The sequence below is a fragment of the Rhodocista pekingensis genome (genome assembly GCF_042665545.1).
GTDB lineage: Bacteria > Pseudomonadota > Alphaproteobacteria > Azospirillales > Azospirillaceae > Rhodocista > Rhodocista pekingensis.
Genome location: NZ_JBHTCM010000010.1, coordinates 289269 through 307361, shown reverse-complemented (window position 1 = coordinate 307361; position 18093 = coordinate 289269). Strand labels below are relative to the sequence as shown.

Below are 18093 nucleotides of genomic sequence, written 5' to 3'. Positions count from 1 at the left end.
CGACAAGCCCGCCGCCCTTTGCTATACCGCGCGCCTCGCAGGGAGGTTGCTTCCTCCCGCCGCGCGGCGCCTTGCGTCAGGCGGTCGAAGGTCGGGTGTATAGCTCAGTTGGTAGAGCAGCTGACTCTTAATCAGCGGGTCCAAGGTTCGAGTCCTTGTACACCCACCACCTTCCGCCCCTGTCCATTCCCGCCGTCCGGCAGCGCCGGTCCGGGTGTATAGCTCAGTTGGTAGAGCAGCTGACTCTTAATCAGCGGGTCCAAGGTTCGAGTCCTTGTACACCCACCACCGGCTTCCGTTCCCCAGGCGGAACGATCCTTTCCCAGACATCACAGTTCCGGTTCCGTAACGGTCTTTGACGCTACGGACGGCTTTCCGGCATGGCGGGCACCCTGTCCCTTGGGTCAGGCCGGGGTGCCGCTAACGGACCGGCAAGGCTTCCTGCCTAGGCTGCCCCTTCCGGACGGGGAAGGGGCTTGGCGATGGACTGGCTGAAGTTCGAGACGGACGCGGAAGCGGCGCGGGGCGACCTGACCGCCTGGGCGGGGGGCGGTCTGGTCTGGGCGGCGGTGACGCTGCTCGCCGTGGGGCAGCCCGTCGGCATGATCCTCGGGGCCACGCTCGCGGTGCTGCTGCGCCGGGTGCTGCGGTCCGTCGTCGTGTTCTGAGGCCCGATGCCGCCAGGTCCCCCGCCGCGGCCGCAGCCGCTCGATCGCCCGCACGGTAGCGGCGGCCAGGGCGCTCTTCAGCACCATGCCGGCCAGGAAGGGCAGCACGCCCGCATGCAGCGCCTTCTCCGCGCCGACGAAGCCCGACAGCCAGAGGAAGCCCGCGGCCAGGATCACGGCATGGCCTGCCAGCAGGGATGCCAGCAGGTGCGGCAGGGGGGCGGTCCAGCCGCGCCCGGCCAGCAAGCCGCAGAGTGCGGCGGCGACGGGAAAGGCGGCCAGATAGCCCCCCGTGGGACCGGCAAGCACCGCCGCGCCGGCACGGCCGCCGGCGAAGACGGGCAGGCCCAGGGCTCCTTGCAGCAGGTACAGGGCCAGGGCGGCGGCCCCCAGGCGCCAGCCGCAGAGGGTGCCGACCAGCACCACCGCCCAGGTCTGCATCGTCATCGGCACCGGGATCATCGGCACCTCGATCCAGGCCGCGGCCGCCACCGCCCAGCTCGCGGCCAGGGCGATGGCCAGCCGGCCCGCCAGCCCGGCGGGCAGAAGGCGGTCCTCGGAGCGGACGGGAAGGCCCGGGCCGGGTTTCGTCGGGGGCATGGTGTGTCCCTGCTGGCGGCGGCCCGCGGCGCGGGCGGTCGGTGCGGCGGGACGATAGGGCGCCCGCGGGGCCGGGGGCAAGCCGGGCCTGCCGGTCCGCCAGGACCGCCCTTCCGGGGTTGGTCCGCGCGGCGGTCGGTCGCTGGCGGGCTTGACCTGGGTCAAGGTTCCCCGCGGCATTTGCCCCAAATGTTAACCAACAGGCCGACACCGGAAGCGGCATCTCCCCGCTGCCGCCGGGTCCTGCTGTGAGTCTGCCATGAAGACCGAGGAAAGCCGCCTGCTCGCCGATGCCGCCACCCTGTCCCGGCCCGACCAGCCGGTACGGCATGCGGTCATCCTGGACCTGTCGGGCGTGCTCCACATCGACGAACCGGTGTTCCACCGCACCCTTGCCCGCTGGCTGACGGGGGAGGCGACGCCCGCGGCCGACGCCGCGGAGCCTGCGCCCACCGGGACCATCGACGCCTACGAGCTGGTGCGAAACCGTCTCGCCCTGGTCATCGACGATGACCGGCTGGCCGAGCGCCGCGCCGTTCTGACCCAGGTCGCGGAGCTGCTGGCCGAGCACCGGCGCGGCCTGCTGAAGGCCGCTTGGTTCGAGCTGCCGCGGGATGCGGACGGTTTCGTCCGGACCGTCCGCCTGCTGGCCGAGGAGGCGATGCCGGGTGACCGGCCGGATTCGTTGCCTGCCGACGACCGGCTCGGCCGCTTCATGGCGGTGGAGCGGTCGCTGCACGCCATGGATCTGACCGTTCTGGTGCGGCAGCAGCCCATCTACCGCTTCACCGAGCCGGAGACGCGGCAGGGTGGCGCCCCCGTGGCCGAGCCCGATCCCGTCATGCTGGAGCTGACGGTGGCGCTGCCGGAGCTGGAACGTCTGTTCGACGTACCGGTGCAGCGCGACCCCTGGCTCTACACCCGGGTGACGGAACTGCTGGACCGGCGGATGCTCTCCCACCTGCTGCACGACCGGGACAGTCACCAGCTGCCCGTGGCCGTCAAGCTGCACGCCGCTACCGTCTGCTCCCCGGAATTCTCCCGGCTGATCGCGGAGTTCCCGGCGAAACGGTACGGCCGCGTCGTGGTGGAGCTGCCCTGGCTCGAATGGGAGACGGACCGTGACCGGGTGGTGCAGGCCATCGCCGTGGCGCGCGGCAAGGCTCTGGGGGTCGCCCTGGACCATGTGCCGTTGACGGCGTTGGGAACGGGCCGGTTTCCCGAGATGGACTATTTCCGGGTGCCGTGGCTGGACGACAGCGGGCGGCCGAACCCGCTCGACGGGGCGGCGGCAATCCTGGAGACGGTCGGGGTGGACCGCTGCATCCTGGCCCGCTGCACCGAACGGCGTGCGGTGGAAGAGGGGCTGGTCGCCGGTTTCCGCCTGCTCCAGGGGGCGGCCGTGACCCGCTTCGTCACCCGGCACGAGGAGATGGAGTGGGACAGCACGCGCGACCGGGACGGCAAGGCCGAACCCGCCGGAGAGGCAACCCCGGAGGCCGTCGCGGCTCCGGCCGACAGCAGCGGCGTCAGCGGATGGCTGTCCCGCCTGCTGCGCCGTCCTTCTTCGCCGCTGCCGGCCGTGCCTGCGGATGCCGGGGACGGCAAGGCATAGGGGGCTGCCGGTTCAGTTGCCGAACAGCCAGGACGACGGGAAGTGCCAGTAGACGGTCAGGATCTCGGAGCCCGGATTGGCTTCCGTGATGCCGCCGTTGGAGATGTGGCCGTAGGCGATACCCAGGCGGCTGTCGTTCTCGAAGCGGTAGGACAGTTCGGCCTGGGAGCGGAATTCCAGCACCGAGCCGAGCTGCTTGCCGTTGCCGTCATAGTGCAGGCCAGCGCCGAAGCTGGGGGTCAGGTTCAACGGCCCGATGGGGATGTCCAGCAGCAACCCGCCGCCGCCGTAGACACCGCCATCCGACGTCACCTCCGCGCCGACCCAGGGGCGCACGGTCAGCCAGTCGCCGGCTTCCAGCAGCGCCGAGCCGAACCGGTATTCCAGGCGGAAGTCGGCGGCCTCGTTGCGCGGCTGGTTGTCGTCCACGTCGAACTTGCCGGCGCCCAGACTGAACAGGTCGGGCTGCGCGCGGTCTTCGGCCAGAGCTGTTCCGGACACGAAGGCCAGCCCGACGAGACCGAGCAGGGCTGACAAGGGACGGCGGACCAAGATTACCCCCAACGCGCAGAGCACAACGGCGGACCGGATTGATTCCGGAACGATCATCGCACCGCAAGGTCAATGCTCCCTTGAACGCGGCAGATCTGCCTTTCCCGACGGGGTGTTGCCGTCCGGTGACTCGCCCGTCCGCCCGGGGACGGGCGCGCGGTGCGGCGGACCGGGGCGGGCTACCCCGGTCACGGGCGGACAGCGCAGATGGTGCTGTCCGCATGTGCGTCCTCTTCGCGCGCTCAAGGCACTCGAAATGTCATCTGGATTCGCTATGGTCGGTGGTCATGGATGCGGCTACCCCGACCACGGCGCAGGCGGACGTGATCGCCTTTCTCGGCGATCCGGCAACCCACGGCGGCCAGCCGGTGGAGCGGATCGACACGCATGGCGCCATCGTCTTCATGGCCGGCGACCGGGCCTGGAAGCTGAAGCGCGCCGTCCGGCTGCCCTATCTCGACTTTTCCACGCTGGAGCGCCGGCGTGCCGCCTGCGCGGCGGAGCTGGCGCTGAACAGGCGCACGGCGCCGGACCTCTATCTCCGCAGCGTCCCCCTGCTGCGCAGGCCCGACGGCGGGCTGACCCTGGACCCGGCGGCGGGGCAGGGGGAGCCGGTGGACTGGGTCGTGGAGATGCGCCGCTTCCGCGACGAGGACCTGTTCGACCGCATGGCCGCGCGCCAGGCCCTGACGCCTGCGCTGATGCGGGAACTGGCCGAGACCATCGCCGGCTTCCATGAGGAGGCGGAGCCCCGCACCGACCTGGGCGGGGCGGCGACCATGGCCGATCTCGTCGCCGGCGTGCTGGCGGAACTGCGCCGCTTCCCCGATCTGTTCGCCGCCTCCCGCGTCCGCCTCCTGGACCATCTGTTCGGGCAGGAGCTGGAACGCCACGGCGCCCAGCTCGACCGCCGGCGCGACGCCGGCTATGTGCGCCACTGCCACGGCGACCTGCATCTGCGGAACATCGTTCTCTGGCAGGGTCATCCGGTGCCCTTCGACTGTCTGGAGTTCGATGAGGCCCTGGCGGTCACGGACGTTCTCTACGATCTCGCCTTCCTGCTGATGGATCTGGAGCACCGCCGGCTGCGGCCGCTGGCGAACGTGCTGTTCAACCGCTATCTGGAGCTGTCGGGCGATCTCGCCGGGCTGGCGCTGCTGCCGCTGTTCCTGGCGCTCCGGGCCGGCATCCGCGCCCATACCGGCGCCAGCGCCGCGGCGGCGCAGCGGGAGCCGGCGGAGGCCGAGGCGATGCGGGCCGACGCCGCGGCGCATCTGACCCTGGCCTTGCAGGTCCTCGCCCCCCCGGCGCCGCGGCTGGTCGCCATCGGCGGCCTCTCGGGCACCGGCAAGTCCACCCTGGCGCGCTGGCTGGCGCCGGAGATCGGGCCGGCGCCCGGCGCCGTGATCCTGCGCAGCGACGGGCTGCGCAAGCGCCTGCTGGGCGTGGACGAGCGCACCCGGCTGCCGCCGGAAAGCTACAGCGAGGCGGTGACCGGCCGCGTCTATGCCGAGATCGCCGGTCGCGCCGGGCTGGCGCTGGAAAGCCGGCACGCCGTCATCTGCGATGCCGTCTACGCCCGGGCGGAGCAGCGCGCCGCCATCGAGGCCATCGCCCGCGCCGCCGGCCAGCCCTTCGCCGGGCTCTGGCTGGTGGCGGACCAGGAGACGCAGATCGCCCGCGTGGGCGACCGATCGGGCGACGCCTCCGACGCGACCGCCGACGTGGTGCGCCGCCAGAGCGCCTACGATCTGGGGGAGATGCGCTGGGAGATCATCCCGGCCAGCGGCCCGCCGGCGGATGTCGCCGCCATCGCGCGGCGGCTAATCGTCGCCTGATACCCGCCGCGCCCCCGGCCTGTCCCGCTATTGACGCACGTCAATGAGGGGGGCGGGGGGGCATCCTACCGTCCGCTGACGGTTCCGTCCGGAACGAAGGGGTAAGGGGCCATGGCCTTCAAGAAGATCCTGTGCGTCCTGTGCGGTTGCGGCGGGGATGAGGCGGCTGTCGCCAGCGCCTTCTCCGTGGCCCGCCGGTTCGAGGCGCACGTCCAGGGGCTGTTCGTCAGCGGCGATCCCCGCGACGCGGTCCCCATGCTGGGCGAGGGCGTGTCCGGCTCGCTGGTGCAGCAGGTGATGGACATCGCCCGTAAGGAAGGGGCGGAGCACGCGACCCACGCGCGCGCCTGCTTCGAGGCCGGCCGCGTCGCGGCCGGTGCGGTGCCCGCCGCCGACGGACCCGGCCCGGGCGGCGTCACCGCCTCCTGGACCGAGCAGGTCGGCCGGCCGGAGGACACGGTGATCGCCTTCGCCCGCGTCTCCGATCTCGTGGTCTTCCCGCACATCACGACGACGGAGGAGAGCCAGGGCATCCTGATGTTCGAGGCCGCGCTGATGGCCGGCGGCAAGCCGATCCTGGTGGCGCCGCCGACGGCGCCGCACAGCATCGGCAGCCACCCGGCCGTCGCCTGGAACGGCAGCATCGAGGCGGCCCGCACCGTCGGCCTGTCGATGACCCTGCTGGCCGCGGCGGACGATGTCCACATCCTGACCGCCGGCACCGGCAAGACGGCGACGGCCCATGCCGACCGGCTGGCGGCGCTGCTGGCGTGGCACGGCATCCACAGCGCGCCCTATGCCGTCACGGTCGGGCACGAGCCGGTGGGGGCCGCGCTCCTGCGCTCCGCGGCGGAGGTCGGGTCCGACCTGCTGGTCATGGGCGGCTACGGCCATTCGCGCCTGCGCGAGATGATTCTGGGCGGCGTCACCCGGCATGTGCTGAACCAGGCGACCATTCCGGTGTTGATGGGCCACTGAGCACGGTCGGCCGAGGACGTGCCACGGCCCGGACGGAACGGTCCGGGCCGGCTTCGCAGGGCGGCCTGCCGCGCGGCGGGTCCGGGTGCGCGGCACGGCTGGCCGCGCCGGAAGCTGACCGCGCCGGAACAGGCCCAGGGTCGGAAGAAGCCCGGGCAGGAGGAACGGCGCACCGGAACGGTGCGGGAGGAGGACGCCCATGGCACTGAAGAAGATCCGGCTGGAACTGGCCCGAACCCACGAATTTCCCGAGGGTGCGGCCGACCGCGGTTACGAGTTCGTGGCCCCGCTGACGGCCGACGGGCATCTCGACAAGGACGGCTGGCATGAGGCGCGCGAGCAGTGCCTCGTCCGCCGCTTCTGGGCCGGGGACCCGGACGAGCGCGGCCGCCTCGTCCATCGCGGTTCGGCCTGGTACTTCCACTATGACGGGGTCGAGGCGGAGGACGACGAACCGATCTTCCGGTTCGACCGCCACACCTTCAACCAGGGCGACTATGTCTCCGTCACCGAGCATGACGGGGAGCAGCGGCCCTTCAAGGTGGTTTCCGTCACCGATCCGCACTGACGCTGCCGCCGGGCCGCCGCCATCCTGCCGATGCGTGGCGGCCGGGGATCACGCCAGCGCCTCTCCGGCCAGCGCGGCGCGGTGCAGCCGCGCGCTCTCCGCACCAAAGCAGCAGAAGACGACACGGTCCAGACGGCCGGCGTTCGCCGCCACGAAGCCGCGCACCGTTTCCACCGCCAGCCGGGCCGCCGGCGGCGCCGGATAGCCGTAGACCCCGGTGGAGATGGCGGGGAAGGCGATGCTGCGGAGCGTGTGCTCCACCGCCAGCTCCAGCGAGCGCCGGTAGCAGGCGGCCAGCAGGTCCGGCTCGCCCGACCCGCCGCCGCGCCAGACCGGCCCCACGGTGTGGATCACGAAGCGGGCCGGCAGGCGGAAGCCGGGGGTGATCACGGCCCCGCCCGTCGGGCAGCCGCCGAAGGGCCGCAGCGCCGCCTGCATCTCCGCCCAGCCGGCCGCCCGGTGGATGGCCCCGTCCACGCCGCCGCCGCCGGCCAGCCGGTCGTTGGCGGCGTTGACGATGGCGTCGAGGGTGAGCGTCGTGATGTCGCCCTCGACGACCTCCAGCAGTGTCGTCACCGGCTCAGCCGTCCAGGCTGCGCTCGACGATCTCGAACACGTCCCGCGACAGGCCCGGCGTCGCCTGGATGCGTTCGAGCTGGGTGCGGGCATGCGCCTGCCGCCCGGCGTCGAACTTGCGCCAGCGCGCGAAGGCCTTGACCATGCGCGAGGCGACCTGCGGGTTCAGCCCGTCCAGTTCCAGCACCCGCTCGGCCAGAAAGGCGTAGCCGGACCCGTCGGCGGCGTGGAAGCGCGCCTGGTTGGCCGTGAAGCCGCCGACCAGGGCATAGACCTTGTTCGGGTTGCGGATGGAGAAGGCGGGATGGCCCGTCAGCCGGCGCACCCGCTCCAGCGTGTCCGGCCGGCCGGACAGGGCCTGCACCGTGAACCACTTGTCCATCACCAGCGGCTCGCCCTGCCACTTGGCGGCGAAGGCCTCCAGGCACGCCTGCCGCTCCGGCAGGTCGCTGTCCGCGATCAGGGAGAGCGCGGCCAGCACGTCGGTCATGCCGGACCCGCTGCGGTACTGCTCCAGGCAGAGGGCCGCGGCCTCGGCATCGCCGGCCGCCATCAGGTAGCCCAGGCAGGCGTTCTTCAGCGCCCGCCGGCCCATCGCCTCCGGCGTGATGGCGAAGGGGCCGTCCTCCCGGCACTCCCCGTAGAGGCGCCGCAGTTCCGCCCGCAGGCTGGCGCCGACCGTCCGCCGGATCGCCTCGCGCGCCTCATGCAGCCCGTCGGGGTCCACCACCTCCATGGACTGGCCGAGATAGCCCTCGCTGGGCAGCATCAGGGCCAGGGCGGCGAAGCTGCGGTCCTCGTGCGCCCGCGCCAGCGTGGCGCCGACGGCCTGCACGAAGGCCGGCGGCACGGTCATGGCGCGGCCGGCGGCCCGCTCGGCGACCATGCCCAGGATGAGGCGGGTGGCCAGGGTCTGGCCCGCTTCCCAGCGGTTGAAGGCGTCGCCGTCCTTCGCCATCAGGAAGGTCAGCTCGGCGTCGGAGTAGGGGAAGCGCAGCCGCACCGGGGCGGAGAAGCCGCGGAACAGCGACGGCACCGGCGCCGCCGGCACGTCCACGAAGGTGAAGCTCTGGCTGGCCCCCGTCAGGTGCAGCACCCGGGTGGTGCCGCCCGCGGCGGCCTCCCCCTCCAGCCGCAGCGGCAGGTCGGCGCCGTCCGGCCCGATCAGCCCCAGCGTGACCGGGATCAGCAGGGGTGCCTTCTCCGGCTGGCCCGGCGTCGGGGCCAGCGACTGCCGCAGCGTCAGCCGGTAGGTGCGGGCCGCGGCGTCGTAGGCGCCGTCCGCCTCCACCACCGGCGTGCCGGCCTGCCGGTACCAGAGCTGGAACTGCGCCCAGTCCACGGCGGCGTCCGGGTTGGCGTCGCGCATGGCGGCCAGGAAGTCGTCGGTCGTCACCGCCTGCCCGTCATGGCGCTGGAAATAGAGGTCGATGCCCTTGCGGTAGCCCTGCGGCCCCAGCAGGGTCCGGTACATGCGCAGGACCTCGGCCCCCTTCTCGTAGACGGTGGGGGTGTAGAAGTTGTTGATCTCGATATAGCTCTCCGGCCGCACCGGATGCGCCGTGGGGCCGGCATCCTCGGCGAACTGGACCTGCCGCAGCCGCGTCACGTCCTGGATGCGCTTCACGGGGGCCGAGTTCATGTCGGCGGAGAACTGCTGGTCGCGGAAGACCGTCAGCCCTTCCTTCAGGGAAAGCTGGAACCAGTCGCGGCAGGTGACCCGGTTGCCGGTCCAGTTATGGAAGTATTCGTGCGCCACCACCGTCTCGATGCCCAGGAAGTCGGTGTCCGTCGCCGTCTCAGGGTTGGCGAGCACGTACTTGGTGTTGAAGACGTTCAGGCTCTTGTTCTCCATCGCGCCCATGTTGAAGTCGGACACGGCGACGATGTTGAAGATGTCCAGGTCGTATTCCAGGCCGTAGGCGTCCTCGTCCCACTTCATGGACTTCTTCAGGCTCTCCATGGCGTGGGCGACCTTGCCCTCATTGCCCGGCTCCACGAAGATCCGCAGCGTGACCTCGCGGCCGGAGCGGGTGACGAAGCGGTCCTCCACCTGCGCCAGCGTGCCGGCCACCATGGCGAACAGGTAGCTGGGCTTCGGCCAGGGGTCGTTCCAGCGCGCCCAGTGGCGGCCGTCCAGCCGGTCGCCCTGGTCCACCAGGTTGCCGTTGGACAGCAGCACCGGATAGCGCGCCTTCTCCGCCTCGATGGTGACGGTGTAGCGGGCCATCACGTCGGGCCGGTCCAGGAAGTAGGTGATGCGGCGGAAGCCCTCGGCCTCGCACTGGGTGCAGTAGTTGCCGGAGGACTTGTAGAGCCCCTGGAGGGCGGTGTTCTCCTGCGGCTTGATGCGGGTGACGATCTCCACCGTCGCCGCCTCGGGCAGCCGCGGCAGGGTCAGGCTCTCCGCCGTCACGGCATAGTCCGCCGGTTGCAGCAGCCGGTTGTCCACCGTGACGCTGACCAGCTCCATCGCCTCGCCGTCCAGCACCAGCGGCGCCGGCCCCTCGGCGGCGCGGGCCGGGTTCCGGCGCACGGCGAGGCGGGAGGTCACGGTCGTCACGTCCTCCCGCAGATCGACATGCAGCTCGACCGTGTCGATCAGCCACGCGGGCGGGGCGTAGTCGCTGAGATGGATGGCCTTCGGGGCGGTGGGGGTGGTGCCAACGATGTCCATGGTGCTCGGTCTTTCGTTCCGGCCTTCGGTTCCGGCCTGCGTTCCGGTGCCCGTGACGACGGGCTGTGCTCTGTCCCGAAGATAGGCCAGGGGTCGCGGCAAGTCACGGCACGCCGACGGGGAAACGGCCGGTGGAACGGTGGGGGACCGGCGCCGCGGCGGCCTCGCCCCTTTCCGGGCTCTGTCCTTTGCGCTATCCGGTTGGGCCGGAAGAACCACACGGTCGGGGAGCGGAACCCATGGCGCGCATCGTCATCGCCGGCAGCATGAACATCGACATCCTGTCCACCATGAAGCGCGCCCCGCGCGCCGGTGAGACGGTGAACGGCGACACCGTGGCCTTCATGCCCGGCGGCAAGGGCCTGAATCAGGCGGTGGCGGCGGCGCAGCTCGGCGGCGAGGTCGCCTTCGTCGGGCGGCTGGGGCGCGACGCCTTCGGCGATCAGGTGGTGGCGTTCTTCCAGGAGAAGGGCATCGACACCGGCCGCATCGTCCGCAGCGCGACGCAGCCGACGGCCAACGCCATCATCTTCGTGGACGGCACGGCGGAGAACTACATCGTCGTCATCCCCGCCGCGAACGGCGAGACCTCGCCCGAGGACGTGGCGGCGGTGGCGATCGCGCCCGGCGACGTGCTGGTCAGCCAGTTCGAGATTCCGCGCGCCACCATCGCCGCCTTCTTCCGTCGCGGCCGCGTCGCGGGCGCCCGCACGGTGCTGAACGCCGCCCCGGCCCTGGACGACGCCCCGGCCGACCTCTGGCTGGACACCGACATCCTGGTGGTGAACGAGACGGAGCTGGGCCACTTCGCCGGCACCTCGGTCGCCGCCGACGCGCCCGTGGCGCAGGTGGCGGACGCCGCCCGCCGGCTGCTCCGCCGCGATGGCCAGACCGTCGTCGCCACGCTGGGCGCCCGCGGCGCGGTGGCCGTGGCGGCGGGCGGGGAGGTGCTGGTGCCCGGCCGGCCGGTGAAGGCGGTGGACACCACCGGCGCCGGCGACTGCTTCGTCGGCGCGCTGGCCGCCCGGCTGGCGGCGGGGGACGCGCTGCCCGATGCCATGCGCTATGCCAACGTGGCGGCCAGCATCGCCGTCACCCGCGTCGGCACCGGCACCGCCATGCCGACGACGGAAGAGGTGGCGGCGGCGTTCGCCGCGGCCTGATCCCGCCGGCCTCTTCCGCCCGCCGGCTCGGCCCCGCGGGGCCTGTCGCGGGCTCCCGCGGGTAACGATGTCGCGCCGGTCCGGCAAATGGACCGGCGCGGGTCCGCCAGTCTCCGCCCATCATCCTGTGTGGAAAGGCATATCCTCCCGCGTCCGCGCGGAAGGAAAGGCCCCTCTGCCGACTGTCCCGGACCGTTCAAGCGATCTTCCGCCCTGCGCGGCGATCATGCTATAGGCGCGCCACCTTCCGGACAGGGAATGCAGGCGACAATGGCAGTGATCTCATCCGACCCCGAAACCGGGTTCTTCGGACATCCGCGGGGGCTTGCCCCGCTGTTCTTCGCCGAGATGTGGGAGCGTTTCAGCTATTACGGCATGCGTGCCCTGCTGACGCTCTATCTGGTCAAGCACTTCCTCTACAGCGACGGCACGGCAAGCCTCATCTACGCCAGCTACGCCAGCCTGAACTACGCGATGCCGGTGATCGGCGGCATGATCGCCGACCGCTATCTGGGCAACCGCAAGGCAGTGATGCTGGGGGCGATCCTGCTCGTCTGCGGCCATGTCACCATGGCGATCGAGGGCCCGGCCGCCGAGGTCGTGAACGGGGTCGTGGTCCGCGAGGCCTTCTATGACCAGGTCATGTTCCTGGCGCTGGCCTTCATCATCGTCGGTGTCGGCTTCCTGAAGTCGAACATCTCCACCATGGTCGGCAAGCTCTATGTCGACAAGGACGATCCCCGCCGCGACCCGGGCTACACGATCTTCTACATGGGCGTGAACATGGGGTCGCTCGTCTCGACCATCGCCTGCGGTTATCTGGGCGAGACGTTCGGCTGGGCCTACGGCTTCGGCCTGGCCGGCCTGGGCATGATCGCCGGCGCCATCGTCTTCGCCCGCGGCACGCCGCTCTACCGCAATGCCGAGCCGCCGATGCCCGAGGATCTGCGCCGGCCGGTCTTCGCCGGGCTCTCGAAGGAATGGCTGATCTATCTGGGCGCGCTGGTCGCCGTGGTGGTCAACTGGCAGCTCGTGCAGTTCCACGAGGCCGTGGGCCTGCTGCTGATCGCCTTCACCGCCGCGGTGGTGGTGGGCCTTGTCTGGTTCAGCCTCGCCAAATGCACGCCGACCGAGCGTGACCGCATGCTGGTCGTGCTGATCCTGACGGCCGCTTCCGTCGTGTTCTGGACCCTGTTCGAGCAGGCCGGCACCTCGCTGACCCTGTTCGCCGACCGCAACACCGACCGCGAGGTGCTGGGCTTCATCGTCCCGGCCTCGACGGTGCAGTCCTTCAACCCGCTGTTCATCGTGATGCTGGGGCCGGTCTTCTCCTGGCTCTGGGTGACGCTGGCGCGGCGCGGGCTGGAGCCGAACACCCCGGTGAAGTTCGCCCTTGCCATCATCCAGGTGGGTCTCGGCTTCGGCGCGCTGGTGCTGGGTGCCTCCCTCGCCGGTGAGGACGGGCAGACGGCGATGTTCTGGCTGGGGCTCGGCTACCTGCTGCACACGACGGGCGAGCTGTGTCTGTCGCCGGTGGGGCTGTCCATGGTCTCCCGCCTGTCCGTCGCCCGGGTCACGGCGATGATGATGGGCGTCTGGTTCCTGTCGTCCGCCATGGCGCACTATCTGGCCGGCATCGTCGCCTCGCTGATGAGCGTGCAGGAGGGCGGCGGCGTCGAGGTCGCGCCGACCGAGAGCCTCTGGATCTATGCCGGCGTGTTCCAGGACCTGTTCATCGGCGCCGGCGTGATCGGCCTTGTCCTGCTGGTCGCCTCGCCGTTCCTGAAGCGGATGATGCACACCGACGCGCCGGACATGCACACCAGCGGCAAGCCCAGGCCCGCCGCGGCGGAATAGGACGCCGCCGGGCCGGTGCCCGCGGCCGGGCCGTACCGGACGCGGGCGCAGCGTGATGCGGGATCAGGGCCGCCGGATCGTTCCGGCGGCCCTGTCCTTTTCCACCCGGTTCCGCCCGGGCCGGGTCAGCCCATGACGAAGGCGTTCAGCTTGTTGCCGTCGGGATCGCGGAAATAGGCGGCGTAGAAGCTCTCGCCGCGCAGGCCCGGGGGCCCCTCGCAGGAGCCGCCGTTCTCCAGCGCGATCCGGTAGAGCGTGTCCACCTGCTCCCGGTTCTTGGCCTCCAGCGCCACCATGACGCCGTTGCCCACCGTGGCCGGCTTGCCGTCGAAGGGCTTCATCAGCCCGACCCCGGCGCCCCCGCCGGGCACCGCCCAGGCGATGCCGCGCTCCATCTCCATCATGCGGCCCACGCCCATCGCCGCGGCGATGGCGTCGTAGAACTTCGCGCCCCGCTCCAGATCGTTGGTGCCCAGGGTGACGTAACCGATCATGCGGTCCTCCCTCGGTTTCCGCCCCGGGGATCGGGGCGGTGGCCTCCGTTCCACCCCGGACCAGGCTCGGGCTGGGGTGGTGTGCAGAACAATACATGAACATTCTTTGCCCGCCAAGCCGCTTCCCCCTGGGCTGTCGCCGGCCCGCGGCCGCTTGACACACCGGGTAGCCTTACTTACCTTTACGTAAACGTAAACCGGGCGCACCGAAGCTGTCCGGGACGCGTCGATGACCGGCAGGGAGGAGACAAGGCGTGCCGGACAGCCTGGAGACATCCCGGGCGGCGGGGCCGCGCGGTGAGCGCACCTACACGATCGGCGAGCTGGCCGAGGAATTCGGCCTGACCCTGCGCACCCTGCGCTTCTATGAGGATGAGGGGCTGCTCTCGCCCGCCCGCGAGGGGCAGAACCGCGTCTACAGCCACCGCGACCGCGCCCGGCTGATGCTGATCTGCCGCGGCAAGCGGCTCGGTTTCTCGATCGGCGAGATCAAGGATTTCATCGACCTCTACGACCAGGACGAGCGCCAGATCGAGCAGATGCGCTACGCCCGCCGGATCGGCGCCAAGCGGATCGCGCAGCTTGAGCAGCAGCTCACGGACGTGCAGCAGACCCTGCGGGAGCTGCGCGAGATCGACCGCCAGATCGTCGAACATTTCCGTCATCAAGGTGTCGCCCTGGATGAGGAATGATCGGCCACCCACATGCCAGGGAAAGCCGGGCAGAAGACCGGACACCCTCAAATACCGGACAGCCGTGACCTTCGGACTGCCGGAAACAACGTGACCCTATCCCCTCAGGACCACGAACTCATAAGGCGAGGAGCGCAGATACCATGAAGACCGTCGTGATTGCCGGATACGCCCGGTCCCCCTTCCATCTGGCCAACAAGGGTGAGCTGACCAAGGTGCGGCCCGACGATCTGGCCGCCACCGTGATCAAGGCGCTGGTGGAGCGCTCCGGCGTCCCCGCCGAGGAGATCGAGGACCTGATCCTGGGCTGCGCCTTCCCCGAGGGCGAGCAGGGCTTCAACATGGCCAAGCTGGTGGCGATGCTGGCCGGCCTGCCGCGCTCCGTCGCCGGCACCACGGTGAACCGCTTCTGCGGCTCCTCCATGCAGTCGATCCACATGGCCGCCGGCGCCATCCAGATGGGCGCGGGCGACGTCTTCATCGCCGCCGGGGTGGAGAGCATGACCCGGGTGCCCATGATGGGCTTCAACCCGATGCCGAACCCGAAGCTGGCCGAGGTCGAGCCCGGCGCCTACATGGCCATGGGCATCACCGCCGAGAATCTGGCCCGCAAGTTCCAGATCACCCGCGCCGAGCAGGAGGCCTTCGCGGTGGAGAGCCACCGCAAGGCCGCCGCCGCCCGCGAGGCCGGCCGGTTCAAGGACGAGATCGTGCCGATCCAGGCCAACGGCAAGCTGGTGGACCAGGACGGCTGCATCCGCCCCGACACCTCCGCCGAGGGTCTGGCCGGGCTGAAGCCCGCCTTCGACGCCGAGGGCTCGGTGACCGCCGGCACCTCCTCGCCGCTGACCGACGGCGCCTCGGCCACGCTGGTGTGCAGCGAGGAATATGCCCGCGCCCACGGCCTGAAGCCGCTGGCCAAGATCCGCGCCATCGCCGTCTCCGGCTGCGATCCGACGATCATGGGCTACGGGCCGGTGCCGGCCACCCGCAAGGCGCTGAAGCGCGCCGGGCTGGAGGTGAAGCACATCGACCTGTGGGAGAGCAACGAGGCGTTCGCCGTGCAGTCCATGACCGTGGCGCGCGAGCTGGGCATGGATCTCGCCCGCTGCAACCTGGACGGCGGCGCCATCGCGCTGGGCCATCCGCTGGGCGCCACCGGCGCGCGCATCACCGGCAAGGCGGCCAGCCTGCTTCAGCGGGAGGGCAAGCAGCTCGCCGTCGCCACGCAGTGCATCGGCGGCGGTCAGGGCATCGCCACCGTCCTCGAGGCGGTCTGAGACGCGACGGCCGCAGGCACCCCTGCGTCCTTCCCCCTAGGGAGGAAAGAACCATGGAAATCCGCAGCGCCGCCGTGATCGGCGCCGGCGTCATGGGCAGCGGCATCGCCGCCCACATCGCCAATGCCGGCATCCCCGTCTTCCTGCTCGACATCGTCCCGCAGGCCGTCAAGGACGGCCAGGGCAACGACCGTTCGGTCGTCGCCCGCACGGCGGTCGAGAAGATGCTGAAGACCGACCCGGCCCCCTTCATGCACCGCAAGGCCGCCGGCCTCATCACCCCCGGCAATCTTGAGGACGACCTCGACAAGCTGGCCGGGGTGGACTGGATCGTCGAGGCCATCGTCGAGAACCCGGCGATCAAGTCCGACCTCTACCGCAAGCTGGACGCCGTGCGGAAGCCCGGCTCGGTCGTCAGCTCCAACACCTCCACCATCCCGCTGCGCATCCTGCTGGACGGCCAGAGCGAGCAGTTCGCCCAGGACTTCCTGATCACCCACTTCTTCAACCCGCCGCGCTACATGCGGCTGCTGGAGATCGTGAAGGGCGAGCGCACCCGCGCCGACGCGGTGGAGGCGGTGGCCCGCTTCTGCGACGTGGCGCTGGGCAAGGGTGTGGTCACCTGCAAGGACACGCCGGGCTTCATCGCCAACCGCATCGGCACCTACTTCATGCAGGCGGCGGTGAACGAGGCGATCGACGGCGGCCTGACGGTGGAGGAGGCGGACGCCATCTCCGGTCGGCCCATGGGCCTGCCCAAGACCGGCACCTTCGGCCTGATCGACCTTGTCGGGCTGGACCTGATGCCGCTGATCGCCAAGTCGCTGCTGGCGACCCTGCCGGCGGACGACGACTACCGCCGCATCTTCCGCACCAGCCCGGTGATCGAGCGCATGATCGCCGAGGGCTATACGGGCCGGAAGGGCAAGGGCGGCTTCTACCGTCAGCAGAAGCTGCCCGGCGGCAAGCGCAGCCGCGAGGCGCTGGACCTGGGCACGGGCCAGTACCGGCCGCAGCAGCGCGCCGGGCTGGAGAGCGCCGGCGTGAAGGGCCTGCGCGCCCTGGTCGAGCATCCCGACAAGGGCGGCCGCTACGCCTGGCGGGTGCTGTCGCAGGCTCTGACCTACGCCGCCGACCTGGTGCCGCAGATCGCCGACACGGTGGTCGAGGTCGATGAGGCGATGCGCCTGGGCTACAACTGGAAGTGGGGCCCGTTCGAGATGATCGACCAGCTCGGCACGGGCTGGTTCGCGGAGAAGCTGGCGGCCGAGGGCAAGCGCGTGCCCGAGCTGCTGGCGGTCGCCGCCGGGCGTCCCTTCTACCGGGTGGAGAACGGGAAGCTCCAGTTCCTCGGCGTGGACGGCGACTACCGCGACGTGAAGCGCCCCGACGGCGTGCTGCTGCTGTCCGACGTGAAGCGGGCCTCGAAGCCCGTGGCGAAGAACGGCTCCGCCGCCCTCTGGGACATCGGCGACGGCGTGCTCTGCCTGGAGTTCACCTCCAAGATGAACGCGCTCGACCCCGACATCATGGCCATGATCCGCAAGGCCATCGAGACGATCGGCGACGGCAAGGCGGGTCCGTTCAAGGCGCTGGTCATCCACAACGAATCCGACAACTTCTCCGTCGGCGCCAATCTCGGCCTCGCCATGTTCGCCGTGAACATCGGGCTGTGGCCGCAGATCGAGGCCGGCACGGCGGAAGGGCAGGCGACCTACAAGGCGCTGAAGTACGCGCCCTTCCCGACGGTCGGTGCGCCCTCGGGCATGGCGCTGGGCGGCGGCTGCGAGATCCTGCTGCACTGCTCGGCCGTGCAGGCGCACGCCGAGAGCTACATCGGCCTCGTCGAGGTCGGCGTCGGCCTGATCCCCGGCTGGGGCGGCTGCAAGGAGCTGCTGACCCGCGCCACGGTCAACAAGAAGCGCCCCGGCGGCCCGATGCCGCCGATCGCCCAGGTGTTCGAGACCATCAGCACGGCGAAGGTGGCGAAGTCGGCCTTCGAGGCGAAGGAGCTGCTGTTCCTCCGCCCGACCGACGGCATCACCTTCAACCGCTACCGCCTGCTGGCCGACGCCAAGAAGAAGGCGCTGGAGATGGCCGCCGCCTACGAGCCGCCGCAGCCGGTGGAGATCCGCCTGCCCGGCCCGTCGGCGAAGATGGCGCTGGAGATGGCGGTGGAAGGCTTCGCCCTCCAGGGCAAGGCCACGCCGCACGACATCACCGTGTCCAAGGCGCTGGCCTTCATCCTGTCGGGCGGCAACACCGACATCACGAAGCCGGTGACGGAGGACGACCTGCTCGCCCTGGAGCGGGACGCCTTCATCGGGCTGGTGAAGACGACGCAGACGATCGACCGGATCGAGCACATGCTGGAAACCGGCAAGCCGCTGCGGAACTAGAACAACACCGGGGCCGGGGTGCTGCACCCCGACCCCGGCCCTGATCGACACCAACGGGCCTCGTCTCGCCCGCCGCCCCGAATCCGGACCGTCCAGGGGACGCCGGTGCCGGTGCGGCGGGGGAGGGGAGGCGGGA

14 protein-coding genes and 2 tRNA genes are annotated in these 18093 nt (G+C 70.9%); 11 read left to right on the top strand and 5 right to left on the bottom strand.

All coding sequences use genetic code 11. The annotated features are described in order from the left end of the window. The first annotated feature begins 93 nt into the window (after nucleotides 1-93). Together ACFQPS_RS09705 and ACFQPS_RS09700 are read left to right on the top strand one after the other, a co-directional pair. Nucleotides 94-169, top strand: a tRNA-Lys gene (locus tag ACFQPS_RS09705). 43 nt (nucleotides 170-212) lie between these two features. Continuing rightward, nucleotides 213-288 (top strand) — tRNA-Lys (locus ACFQPS_RS09700). 116 nt (nucleotides 289-404) lie between these two features. Here the strand turns inward: ACFQPS_RS09700 and ACFQPS_RS09695 are convergent. Beyond that, on the bottom strand, nucleotides 405-1268 hold the full coding sequence (locus ACFQPS_RS09695; protein WP_377358509.1) for a biotin transporter BioY: 864 nt from the start codon (nucleotides 1266-1268) through the stop codon (nucleotides 405-407). Nucleotides 1269-1527: 259 nt separating this feature from the next. On the opposite strand from ACFQPS_RS09695, the gene ACFQPS_RS09690 reads away from it, so the two are divergent. After that, a complete protein-coding gene (locus ACFQPS_RS09690; protein WP_377358507.1) occupies nucleotides 1528-2883 on the top strand; it encodes a hypothetical protein in 1356 nt (451 codons plus the stop codon). 12 nt (nucleotides 2884-2895) lie between these two features. Here ACFQPS_RS09690 and ACFQPS_RS09685 read toward each other — a convergent pair whose 3' ends face one another. Then, nucleotides 2896-3420: an acyloxyacyl hydrolase gene (locus tag ACFQPS_RS09685; protein WP_377358506.1), complete on the bottom strand. Its 525-nt coding sequence runs from the start codon at nucleotides 3418-3420 to the stop codon at nucleotides 2896-2898. Nucleotides 3421-3722: 302 nt separating this feature from the next. On the opposite strand from ACFQPS_RS09685, the gene ACFQPS_RS09680 reads away from it, so the two are divergent. From ACFQPS_RS09680 to ACFQPS_RS09670, 3 genes are all read left to right on the top strand, one after another. Next, nucleotides 3723-5273, top strand: coding sequence for a bifunctional aminoglycoside phosphotransferase/ATP-binding protein (locus tag ACFQPS_RS09680; protein WP_377358504.1), 1551 nt, complete (start codon nucleotides 3723-3725; stop codon nucleotides 5271-5273). 111 nt (nucleotides 5274-5384) lie between these two features. Further along, nucleotides 5385-6251: a universal stress protein gene (locus ACFQPS_RS09675; RefSeq protein ID WP_377358503.1), complete on the top strand. Its 867-nt coding sequence runs from the start codon at nucleotides 5385-5387 to the stop codon at nucleotides 6249-6251. A gap of 199 nt (nucleotides 6252-6450) precedes the next feature. Continuing rightward, nucleotides 6451-6819, top strand: a complete 369-nt coding sequence (locus ACFQPS_RS09670) for a hypothetical protein (protein ID WP_377358502.1) — start codon at nucleotides 6451-6453, stop codon at nucleotides 6817-6819. Between the two features lie 48 nt (nucleotides 6820-6867). On the opposite strand, the gene ACFQPS_RS09665 is transcribed toward ACFQPS_RS09670, so the two are convergent. After that, nucleotides 6868-7395 (bottom strand): O-acetyl-ADP-ribose deacetylase, encoded by a 528-nt coding sequence (locus ACFQPS_RS09665; protein ID WP_377358501.1) that lies wholly within the window; start codon nucleotides 7393-7395, stop codon nucleotides 6868-6870. 4 nt (nucleotides 7396-7399) lie between these two features. Beyond that, nucleotides 7400-10072, bottom strand: coding sequence for an aminopeptidase N (gene pepN, locus ACFQPS_RS09660; RefSeq protein ID WP_377358499.1), 2673 nt, complete (start codon nucleotides 10070-10072; stop codon nucleotides 7400-7402). Nucleotides 10073-10311: 239 nt separating this feature from the next. Here pepN and ACFQPS_RS09655 point away from each other — a divergent pair, with 239 nt between their 5' ends. Continuing rightward, the gene (locus tag ACFQPS_RS09655) at nucleotides 10312-11235 is read left to right on the top strand and encodes a ribokinase (RefSeq protein WP_377358497.1); all 924 of its coding nucleotides are present in this window, start codon (nucleotides 10312-10314) and stop codon (nucleotides 11233-11235) included. Nucleotides 11236-11505: 270 nt separating this feature from the next. Then, nucleotides 11506-13092 carry a peptide MFS transporter gene (locus ACFQPS_RS09650; protein WP_377358495.1) on the top strand — a complete coding sequence of 529 codons (1587 nt, stop codon included), beginning with the start codon at nucleotides 11506-11508 and terminating at the stop codon, nucleotides 13090-13092. A gap of 125 nt (nucleotides 13093-13217) precedes the next feature. On the opposite strand, the gene ACFQPS_RS09645 is transcribed toward ACFQPS_RS09650, so the two are convergent. Continuing rightward, complete coding sequence (locus ACFQPS_RS09645) at nucleotides 13218-13586, bottom strand: VOC family protein (RefSeq protein WP_377358493.1); 369 nt, start codon at nucleotides 13584-13586, stop codon at nucleotides 13218-13220. 254 nt (nucleotides 13587-13840) lie between these two features. On the opposite strand from ACFQPS_RS09645, the gene ACFQPS_RS09640 reads away from it, so the two are divergent. The 3 genes from ACFQPS_RS09640 (at nucleotide 13841) to ACFQPS_RS09630 (ending at nucleotide 17957) form a co-directional block, all read left to right on the top strand. Continuing rightward, a complete protein-coding gene (locus ACFQPS_RS09640; RefSeq protein ID WP_377358491.1) occupies nucleotides 13841-14278 on the top strand; it encodes a MerR family transcriptional regulator in 438 nt (145 codons plus the stop codon). A 143-nt stretch (nucleotides 14279-14421) separates the two neighbouring features. Continuing rightward, complete coding sequence (locus tag ACFQPS_RS09635; RefSeq protein ID WP_377358490.1) at nucleotides 14422-15558, top strand: thiolase family protein; 1137 nt, start codon at nucleotides 14422-14424, stop codon at nucleotides 15556-15558. A 53-nt stretch (nucleotides 15559-15611) separates the two neighbouring features. Then, complete coding sequence (locus ACFQPS_RS09630) at nucleotides 15612-17957, top strand: 3-hydroxyacyl-CoA dehydrogenase/enoyl-CoA hydratase family protein (RefSeq protein WP_377358489.1); 2346 nt, start codon at nucleotides 15612-15614, stop codon at nucleotides 17955-17957. Nucleotides 17958-18093 lie beyond the last annotated feature (136 nt).

Bases quoted from the DNA above. Each gene is read 5' to 3' on its own strand.
- ACFQPS_RS09680 (WP_377358504.1), top strand. From the start codon at position 3,723: ATGGATGCGGCTACCCCGACCACGGCGCAGGCGGACGTGATCGCCTTT.
- ACFQPS_RS09670 (WP_377358502.1), top strand. From the start codon at position 6,451: ATGGCACTGAAGAAGATCCGGCTGGAACTGGCCCGAACCCACGAATTT.
- ACFQPS_RS09630 (WP_377358489.1), top strand. From the start codon at position 15,612: ATGGAAATCCGCAGCGCCGCCGTGATCGGCGCCGGCGTCATGGGCAGC.
- ACFQPS_RS09655 (WP_377358497.1), top strand. From the start codon at position 10,312: ATGGCGCGCATCGTCATCGCCGGCAGCATGAACATCGACATCCTGTCC.
- pepN (WP_377358499.1), bottom strand. From the start codon at position 10,072: ATGGACATCGTTGGCACCACCCCCACCGCCCCGAAGGCCATCCATCTC.
- ACFQPS_RS09635 (WP_377358490.1), top strand. From the start codon at position 14,422: ATGAAGACCGTCGTGATTGCCGGATACGCCCGGTCCCCCTTCCATCTG.
- ACFQPS_RS09695 (WP_377358509.1), bottom strand. From the start codon at position 1,268: ATGCCCCCGACGAAACCCGGCCCGGGCCTTCCCGTCCGCTCCGAGGAC.
- ACFQPS_RS09675 (WP_377358503.1), top strand. From the start codon at position 5,385: ATGGCCTTCAAGAAGATCCTGTGCGTCCTGTGCGGTTGCGGCGGGGAT.
- ACFQPS_RS09690 (WP_377358507.1), top strand. From the start codon at position 1,528: ATGAAGACCGAGGAAAGCCGCCTGCTCGCCGATGCCGCCACCCTGTCC.
- ACFQPS_RS09645 (WP_377358493.1), bottom strand. From the start codon at position 13,586: ATGATCGGTTACGTCACCCTGGGCACCAACGATCTGGAGCGGGGCGCG.
- ACFQPS_RS09650 (WP_377358495.1), top strand. From the start codon at position 11,506: ATGGCAGTGATCTCATCCGACCCCGAAACCGGGTTCTTCGGACATCCG.